8 protein-coding genes and 2 pseudogenes are annotated in these 7667 nt (G+C 70.8%); 1 reads left to right on the forward strand and 9 read right to left on the reverse strand.

Annotation, left to right across the window (positions count from 1 at the left end; translation table 11 throughout):
• The 9 genes and pseudogenes from AB0D08_RS39410 to AB0D08_RS39450 form a co-directional block, all read right to left on the reverse strand.
• A partial coding sequence (locus tag AB0D08_RS39410) for a PIN domain-containing protein (RefSeq protein WP_359895164.1) occupies nucleotides 1–473 on the reverse strand: 473 nt, incomplete at its 3' end.
• A gap of 463 nt (nucleotides 474–936) precedes the next feature.
• Complete coding sequence (locus AB0D08_RS39415; RefSeq protein ID WP_033820489.1) at nucleotides 937–1206, reverse strand: hypothetical protein; 270 nt, start codon at nucleotides 1204–1206, stop codon at nucleotides 937–939.
• A 280-nt stretch (nucleotides 1207–1486) separates the two neighbouring features.
• Nucleotides 1487–1618 (reverse strand): annotated as a pseudogene (locus tag AB0D08_RS39420) (nucleotidyltransferase); the annotation flags it as partial.
• Nucleotides 1615–2025 (reverse strand): annotated as a pseudogene (locus AB0D08_RS39425) (GAF domain-containing protein); the annotation flags it as partial. The pseudogenes AB0D08_RS39425 and AB0D08_RS39420, both read right to left, overlap by 4 nt.
• Before the next feature lie 110 nt (nucleotides 2026–2135).
• Nucleotides 2136–2534 (reverse strand): hypothetical protein, encoded by a 399-nt coding sequence (locus AB0D08_RS39430; protein WP_033820487.1) that lies wholly within the window; start codon nucleotides 2532–2534, stop codon nucleotides 2136–2138.
• 160 nt (nucleotides 2535–2694) lie between these two features.
• Nucleotides 2695–3654, reverse strand: coding sequence for a helix-turn-helix domain-containing protein (locus AB0D08_RS39435; protein WP_051812416.1), 960 nt, complete (start codon nucleotides 3652–3654; stop codon nucleotides 2695–2697).
• A 326-nt stretch (nucleotides 3655–3980) separates the two neighbouring features.
• On the reverse strand, nucleotides 3981–5573 hold the full coding sequence (locus AB0D08_RS39440) for an MFS transporter (protein WP_359895159.1): 1593 nt from the start codon (nucleotides 5571–5573) through the stop codon (nucleotides 3981–3983).
• A gap of 129 nt (nucleotides 5574–5702) precedes the next feature.
• The gene (locus tag AB0D08_RS39445) at nucleotides 5703–6191 is read right to left on the reverse strand and encodes a DoxX family protein (protein WP_033820485.1); all 489 of its coding nucleotides are present in this window, start codon (nucleotides 6189–6191) and stop codon (nucleotides 5703–5705) included.
• Nucleotides 6192–6225: 34 nt separating this feature from the next.
• On the reverse strand, nucleotides 6226–6888 hold the full coding sequence (locus tag AB0D08_RS39450) for a hydrolase (protein ID WP_033820484.1): 663 nt from the start codon (nucleotides 6886–6888) through the stop codon (nucleotides 6226–6228).
• Nucleotides 6889–7287: 399 nt separating this feature from the next.
• On the opposite strand from AB0D08_RS39450, the gene AB0D08_RS39455 reads away from it, so the two are divergent.
• Nucleotides 7288–7667: amidohydrolase family protein (locus AB0D08_RS39455; RefSeq protein WP_359895162.1), on the forward strand; the 380-nt coding region annotated here is incomplete at its 3' end.

Consider the following 7667-nt stretch of genomic DNA (forward strand, 5'->3'; position numbering starts at 1 on the left):
AGCTCGGTCATCCCGGTCCAGCCGGAGGTGATGGCGAGCTCGGCCCGGTACTCCTCGGCGAGCAGGCCGACCGAGCTGGCCTTGATCCGCAGCGGAAGGTCCTTGGAGACGACGGTGACGTCGTACCCCTCGGCCTGGAGGTTGCGGGCCACGGCCAGGATGCGGGTGTCGGCCTCGCCGCCGGCGCCGCCGCGGAAACCGACCGGGAGGATCGAGGGGTCGGAGTGGTTCAGCTCGACCTGGACGGTGCCGCCCGACTCGCCGACCGGGATCGGCTCGTCGAGCCTGCCGTGCCGGACCCGGAAGTCGTCGAGCAGACGCAGCGCCTGACGGGCGAAGTAGCCCAGCTCCGGGTGGTGCCGCTTGGCCTCCAGCTCGGTGACCACCACCACCGGGAGGACGACCTCGTGCTCCTCGAACCGTGTCACGGCGAGGGGGTCTGCCAGGAGCACGCTGGTGTCGAGAACGTACATGCGGCGGCCGTGCTGGCCTGTGCGCGCGTGTCCGTCCTGCGCGCCGAGGGCCTGGCTGTGTTCACGCATATGTGATGGCGTACCCACGGGCGTGCCTCCCGTTTGCGGGTCCTCAGTCTACCCCTGGGGCTCGGAGAGCCCCATGTTCACGTCGACGCGGGCGCTGCAGACGGCAGTCGTCAGCCCGCGGACAACAGGGCGGTTCACCTTCCATGCAGGACAGACCTGTCTGTATCTCTGATGATGTCTGGGCATACCGCCGGCAGTGACGATCACGCTGCTACGAGGTGCCGTGAATCGATTCGTCGTGTCCGCTCCGAACGCGCGGGGACGAGCAGCGCGGCATCGACGGCGGGTGATGTGAGGCCGCATCTGGGAGGGGACACAGACGGACCGTCATCCGTCGCGGTCTGCCGGCCGGTGCCCGGTGCCCGGTGCCCGGTTCATGGCGCGGGGCCGCCGGTCACTCCCGCCGGCGATCGGACAGCTTCTCCCGAGCCGCCGCCACGCAGATGAGCGGCCAGGCCACAGAGACGCCACCCGAGATGATCCAGGCCAAGGGCCGCGTGCTGACACCTCGCACGTGGTCGCCGACGACCTCACGTACCGCTGAAGTGATGAGGACCGGCCGCCCCTCCGTCATCCAGCTGTACAGCAGCCAGGCCGCCTGAGGCGCGGCCAGGTACGCGGCGACCCCGGCGCCCGCGCGGCAGATGACGCTTTCCACATCCACGGTGAATCCCCTTGGAGAGTGCTCTGTGCTTTCTCGGGTCGCCCGCAGTGGCCCCGCACCCCCACGGAACCCGGAGAACTTCCCAACCCGTCGCCTGAGATGACAGCCTCCGCCACGATGGTGCGACAGGTCAACGGCGCCCCGTACCGGCCGGGCCGATCAGCTTCGCGACAGGCCGGCGCGGATCCGGTTCGGCACGACTCATGAGCCCACCCGGACGCCACGACACCTGAGGCAGGTCGCCAGCCGGGCGACGGCACCGGTTCCTGGCGTGTTCCAGGACGTTACGGGTGTCGTGGTCCAGGCCGACCACGAGATCGGGGATCGCCTCCAGGCTCACCCGAACGAGGTCGACGTGCGGTACCGGGTCCAGGAGTTCGGCAGGCGGCGGGCCGGTCAGCGGATGGTCGCCGGGGGCCCGTACGAAGCCTCGTGCTGCGACAGGTCTTCGAGACGCAACGGCTCCGGATGGCTGATCAGTTCACCGAGCAGGCCATTGTCCTTCGGGTAGGGCCCGATCGCGGCGATCTCTTCCTGCGGTATCCCGACCGTCAGGAACTCGGCGAGCGACTCGCCGTCCGGACCGATCACCCCCAGTGCCGCGTAGCGGGCGCCGACCAGGACCGCCGCCGCCTCGACGATCCGCCGCAAGGCCTGGGTGAGGTTCAGCTCGCGCCCGACCGACAGCACTGCTTCGAGCAGGCTGTGCACCCGGTCCGTGGTCCCGCGGGCAGCGTCGATCCGCGCCCGTACTTCTTCGAGCAGCTCGTCGAGCCGAAGCTGTGGTGTCCGCGGGCGCGCCGCGTCGTCACCGTCCACGGCGGCCTCCTCCAGCCCGATGCCGGCGGCCGATTCGCGCAGACCGCCCGCGGCATCGGCGGCAGACCCTGCGTCGGTCGTCGCGCGTGCGGCCCGGCCCCCTGACGGGGTCATCGCCCACAGCTGTCCACCGTCACGGCGTGGGTGTGCCAGGCCAGGTATTCCTGGTGTAGGTAAGCGAGGGCGGCATCGGGTCCGGTGTGCCAGTGGGGGTCGTCGGGCCGGTGGGGGCCGGCGGTGTGCCGGGGGAAGGCCAGGTCGAACAGGAGCAGGCTGCGCGCGCTGATCCGGGCGACAGTGAGCGCATGGTCGTCGCGGCCTTGCCGCCAGTGCCGGTCGTCGACCGCGGCTTGCCGCAGGATGGCCTCGCGTTGCTGTGCGGCGGTGCCGGTGAGGAGATCTCGGGAGGCGAGTATCGAGGCGAGGCGGGTGGTCTCCTCCTCCAGGTCGGGGGCGTTGGCGTAGGCCTCGGCGGGGGAGGGGACGTCGGATGCGATGTGACTGGTCATCAGGCCTTCCGGGAGGAGACGGGGTGGTTGCCATCGGACAGGTCCCGTCAACGCGACCGCCGTGGGCGGGCGCTGTGCGGTCATGCTCCAACCAACGGACCGGCACCCGGCGTGGTCACGCGGCGGTTGCCCACCGAGCAGCCTCCGGGCGGACCGCACATCAGACCTGATCCGGCAAAGCACCGTCGGCGGCATGGTCGTCCCCGTCGGTGGTGAGCCCGTGTCCGGTGGGTTGCGTCCGGCCGGGACGGCCGGGCGCCGGGGTCGCGCTCCCGTCCAGGACGTGGGCCTGCCACTCGCTGGGGGAGAATCCGTAGGTCGCGCGGAACACCCTGCTGAAATGCGACGGGTTGACGAAGCCCCAGCGATGGGCGATGGCGGCGACCGAGTCCTGCCCGTGCCGGGACTGCCCGAGTTCACGCCGGCACGCCTCCAGCCGGCGCAGCCGCACCCACTGACCCACGGTGACGTCGCCGTGCTGGAAGAGTTTGTGCAGATAGCGCACGGAGATGTAGTTCGCCCGGGCGATCGACTTGGGCGAGAGCTTCGGATCCATCAGGTTCTCCTCGATGTACGACCGGATCCGGGTGAGTGTCTCGGCAGTGGCGCTCACGGGTGTCGGATTCTCCCGCTGGAGCAGATCCGTCACCATCAGCGCGACGAGGTCCGCGACGCTTCGGGCCAGGTGATTGCCCGTCACCAGGTGCGGGGCTTCGCCCGGATCGGCGAGCATTGTGAGGAACTGGGAGATCAAGGAGCCGATTCCGTCGCTGCCGCGAGCCATCAGCCCGCCGACGCGCCTCACCTCGGCCGGGGGCGTGCCCAGGTAGAAGCTGGGGATGCGGAAGTATGTGATCCTGCTCGAACCGTCCCGCCAGAGGCTCGCCGGGTGCGGCGTGCCGGTGACGAGAACGTCGCCGGGTTTCAGCGGCACCTCGATGCCGTTCCGTCGGAAGACGGCCCTGCCGCTGTGGTGCACACCCACGAAGAGGAAGTCGTCCGGGTACGATCCGGGCGGCTGCGGCAGGACGTCGATGTAACCGCGATCCTCGTGGGAGCGTACCCCGCCGTTCTCGTGCAGCTCTGTTTTCTGCGTGGGTGTAGTGCCCGACTGGATCACGGAAACTCCAACCGACTATGAGGTCAGGTGCATTGGTCCGGTGGCGAACTCCGGTTCGACCGGCAGGGCCGGCTGCCGCCTCACCCCGGGGAGGCGACTTCTCGACGATCGCCGGGGCGCACAGCGGGAGAGCCCGCCGGGGGCGACTTGCCCACAAGCAGATAGACAGGTCTGTCTATCTGCTTGTATGGACGCTACGGATTCCGGGGCCCATGGGCAAATCCACGCACGATGATATGTGTCATGGTTTGTGATGAATTATGGCCGGGCATATCGGACCGGGGACCAGGCGCGGCTTCGGGAATCCGGGCACCCGGCCCGGGGGTTCACCCCCGCCGCATCACGGCATGCGTCACGAGCGGCTCGCTCCGCACGAAAGCCCTCGCCGTGTTCTCGAATTCATGATCGAGGCCGGTGTAGCGCTCGTGATGCTGGGCCGGGTGCTCTCCCCACGAGGTCACCGTGAACGTCTCGACGAACAGGTCCGGCTCCGCCGCGTCCCGGTACAGACCCCACGCGCTGGCCCCGGTCCGCCGCCGGGAGGCTTCGACGTCACCCATCGCACGGACGAAAGCCGGCACGTCATCGTCCGCGACCCGGTACGAGACGGTGACCAGGACCGGACCGTCCTTCGGAGCCGGCTCGACGATCAGCTGAGGTTCGGGCCAGGTGTCGGACAGCGACGGATCGACCCGCCCGTCCAGCAACGGAAGCCGCCGCAGGGAGAGCACCCCCAGCCCGAGCAGCGCGGCCGAGGCACCCAACGCGGTGGTGAGCCCGGCGTGCTGTGCCAGCTGTCCCCACACCAGCGCGCCCAGGGCATTGCCCCCCTGGAAGACGAGCAGATAGAAGGCGCCCGCGCGCGCCCGGACCCAGTTGGGCAGTTCGAGCTGCAACGCGGCACTGAGGGTGGACAACCCCCAGACCCACGCCGCGCCCGCCAGCGTGAGGACCAGGCCGGCCAGGACGGCGTTCGTGGTGACGGCCAGGACGACGAGCGTGCCCGCGATCAGGGTGCCGGCGAATGCCAGCATGCCGCCCGCCCCGAGGCGGGCACTCAGACGGGGCAGCGCTCCCGCACCCAGGATCGCCCCCACCCCCACCGTGGCGAGCAGCACGCCGTACCCGGCGGAGCCAAGGTCCAGTCGTTGCACCGCGGTCACCGGCAGCAACGCCCACAGGCAGGCGGCCGCGGGAACGAACAGCGCGTTGCGCAACAGGATCCGCCGGACCCTCGGCGCGCTTCGCACGTACCGCCCGCCGGCGCGGAGCGCCGCGAGTGCCTGTTCGCGCTCCTGACCACGCCGGGGCGCGTTGCCGAAGGTCCGCCGGTTCAGCAGGACCAGGAGGATACCGAGGAAGGAGACGGCGTTGAGCGCGAACGTCCAGCCCACGCCGGCGCCGGCGACCAGGGCGCCACCGAGTGCGGGCCCGACCGCACGGGCGACGTTCATGTTCACCGCCCCGAGCGCCGAGGCCTGCCGTAGCTGCTCGCGGGGGACCAGACTCGGCTGGAGCGCCTGCCAGGCCGGGCCGTTCAGCGCCGTCAGACAGCCGAGCAGGAAGGTGAGCAGCAGCAGGACCCACGGCCCGAGAACGCCGAGCAGTGCGAGTACCGCGAGAACGGACGCCACCGCGGCCATGGCCGTCTGCATCACCAGCAGCAGCTTTCGGCGGTCGAGGAGGTCCGCGAGGACCCCGGCCGGCAGGGCGAGCAGCAGGACGGGCAACCCGGCGGCGACCTGGACCAGCGAGACCAGCGCGGCGCCATGGCCGACGAGCAGCCACTGCGCCCCGACGGTCTGCATCCAGCCGCCCGTGTTGGAGACGAACTGGGCCAGCCACAGAGCCCGGAAGGTGTTCTCGCGCAGCGGGGCCCAGGCGGACCCGCCGGCCGGCGCAGGGGGACTGTGCTTCATCAACTCTCCGCCGGTCGGCTGAAAACAGGGCCCGGTACGCCCGGGCGAGGCGCGCGGAGCGACGGCACCGGGACCTCCCTCGACCGCTCCGGCCCGGGACCGCCACCCGGCCCGAGCGGTCGAGGTAGGTCAGCGCAGGCGCCGGTGCAGGGCGTGCCGGGTGGCCAGGCCACCGCCCACCCCGAGGGCCACGGCCACAGGCAGCCACCACAGCGGCCAGGTCGTCAGGCCGAGGGCGTTGTCCAGCGACCACCGACCGGGGCCGGTGGCCGCGAGCACCGCGCCGAACATGATCAGCACGAGCGGGTACTCGTACCCGTCGTGCTGCACCCACAGCCCGTGCGGCCACTTCACCGTGAGCGCCACGGTCATCACACCCATGACACCTGCCCCGGCCAGTGGGGTGAGCAGACCGAGGGCCAGCAGTAGTCCCGCTCCGATCTGGGTGCCGCCCGCGGCCAGTGCCGTGAGCTTTCCACCACGGAAGCCGTCGCCCCGGAACTCCGCAGCGCCGCCCACCAGGCCGTTGCCGCCGAGACGGAAACTGACCTTCTGGACGCCGTGACCCGCGATCAGCAGGCCGGCGACCACACGCAGCAGAAGAAGACCCGTGTTCATATCGGACTCCGGTCAGGGGTTCGGTCGCCGTCCGTCAGCCGGCAGCGTGCGGGTCGATCATGGTCTGGGCGTAGACGAGGCCCGTGCCGTAGGCACCGCCGTGCTCCTTGACCAGGTCGGTCACCGGGACGTAGGTCTCGCCGCGAGCCCAGTCGCGCTGGAGCTCCAGCAGCACCTGCAGCCACGTGACCGGCACGGCGCCGGCCGCCACCATCCGCTGCAGGGCGTGCTCGTGGGCCTGCGGGCTGACACCGCCCGAGGCATCCGCGACCACGAACACCTCGTAGCCCTGCTGCAAGGCCGACAGCGCCGGCAGAACGACGCAGACCTCGGTCCACAGACCGGCGAGGACGATCTTGCTGCGGCCGGTCGCCCTGACCGCCGCCACCAGCCTCTCGTCCTCCCAGGCGTTCATGGTGGACCGGTCGATGACCTCCTGACCGGGGAAGACCTCACGCAGCTGTGGCAGGATCGGCCCGGAGAACGACTCCGCCGCGACGGTGGAGAGCACCACCGGCACGTCGAATGTCTTCGCGGCCTTCGCCAGACCCACGGTCGAGTTGATGATCGAAGTGCGGTCACCACTACCTGTGCCGAAGAACATCTGCGGCTGGTGGTCGACGAACAGCACCATCGCGTTGTCCGGGGTGATCAGGTCAGGGCTCGGCGCTGCGTGGACCGTGGAGAAGTCGACCATGGTTGTTCTCTTTCCTGGTGATGTTCCTGGGAACGGATGGTGGATCGGGCAGCCGTCCGGGTCATCGGGGTGCCACGCTCTCGACGCTAGGCGCATCGCCGCAGGTCCACTGCTCGCTGAGCGCCCGGAGCTGTTCCGACGCTGCACCGTCGGCGCTCACCGCGTCGGCCGACCGCATCTGTGCACTGCCGGACAACCGGTGGTGCACTGCGACGGCACCGCGCACACCGTCGCCTGCCTAGGTTGGCAGGGCGGCCCCACCGTGGCGGGAGCGGTGACCCGGGCTCCGCAGCCCACCGACGACCCGGGCAGCGCCGCTCGCCCCAATCAGCCGCACCCGGCGCCCACCCCGGCCGAGTACACCGGCCCACCAGTCGCCACGCCCGAAGGAGAACTCAGTTGACCACCGTGCCCGTCGCCGGCATCCGCCCCGGCACCCCCGATCAGCCCGCCGACCTGGTCATCCGCAACGCCAAACTGCACACCAACGACCCGCGGCGCCCGCGGGCGAGCGCCCTGGCCATCCGGGACGGACTGATCCAGGCCGTCGGCGGCGACGCGGACGTCGTCCCGCTGGTCGGCCCCGGCACCCGGGTGGTCGACGCGCTCGGCCGCCGCGCCGTCCCCGGCCTCAACGACGCGCACCTGCACGTCATCCGCGGCGGCCTCAACTACGTCCTGGAGCTGCGCTGGGACGGCGTCCCGACGCTGCGTCAGGCACTCGCCATGCTCCGGGACCAGGCCGAGCGCACCCCGCCCGGCCAGTGGGTGCGCGTGGT

This window comes from Kitasatospora sp. NPDC048540 (genome assembly GCF_040651175.1).
In the GTDB taxonomy this organism is placed as follows: domain Bacteria; phylum Actinomycetota; class Actinomycetes; order Streptomycetales; family Streptomycetaceae; genus Kitasatospora.

Excerpts from the sequence above, each read along its gene's own strand:
- AB0D08_RS39450 (WP_033820484.1), bottom strand. The coding sequence starts at position 6,888 with ATGGTCGACTTCTCCACGGTCCACGCAGCGCCGAGCCCTGACCTGATC.
- AB0D08_RS39430 (WP_033820487.1), bottom strand. The coding sequence starts at position 2,534 with ATGACCAGTCACATCGCATCCGACGTCCCCTCCCCCGCCGAGGCCTAC.
- AB0D08_RS39445 (WP_033820485.1), bottom strand. The coding sequence starts at position 6,191 with ATGAACACGGGTCTTCTTCTGCTGCGTGTGGTCGCCGGCCTGCTGATC.
- AB0D08_RS39440 (WP_359895159.1), bottom strand. The coding sequence starts at position 5,573 with ATGAAGCACAGTCCCCCTGCGCCGGCCGGCGGGTCCGCCTGGGCCCCG.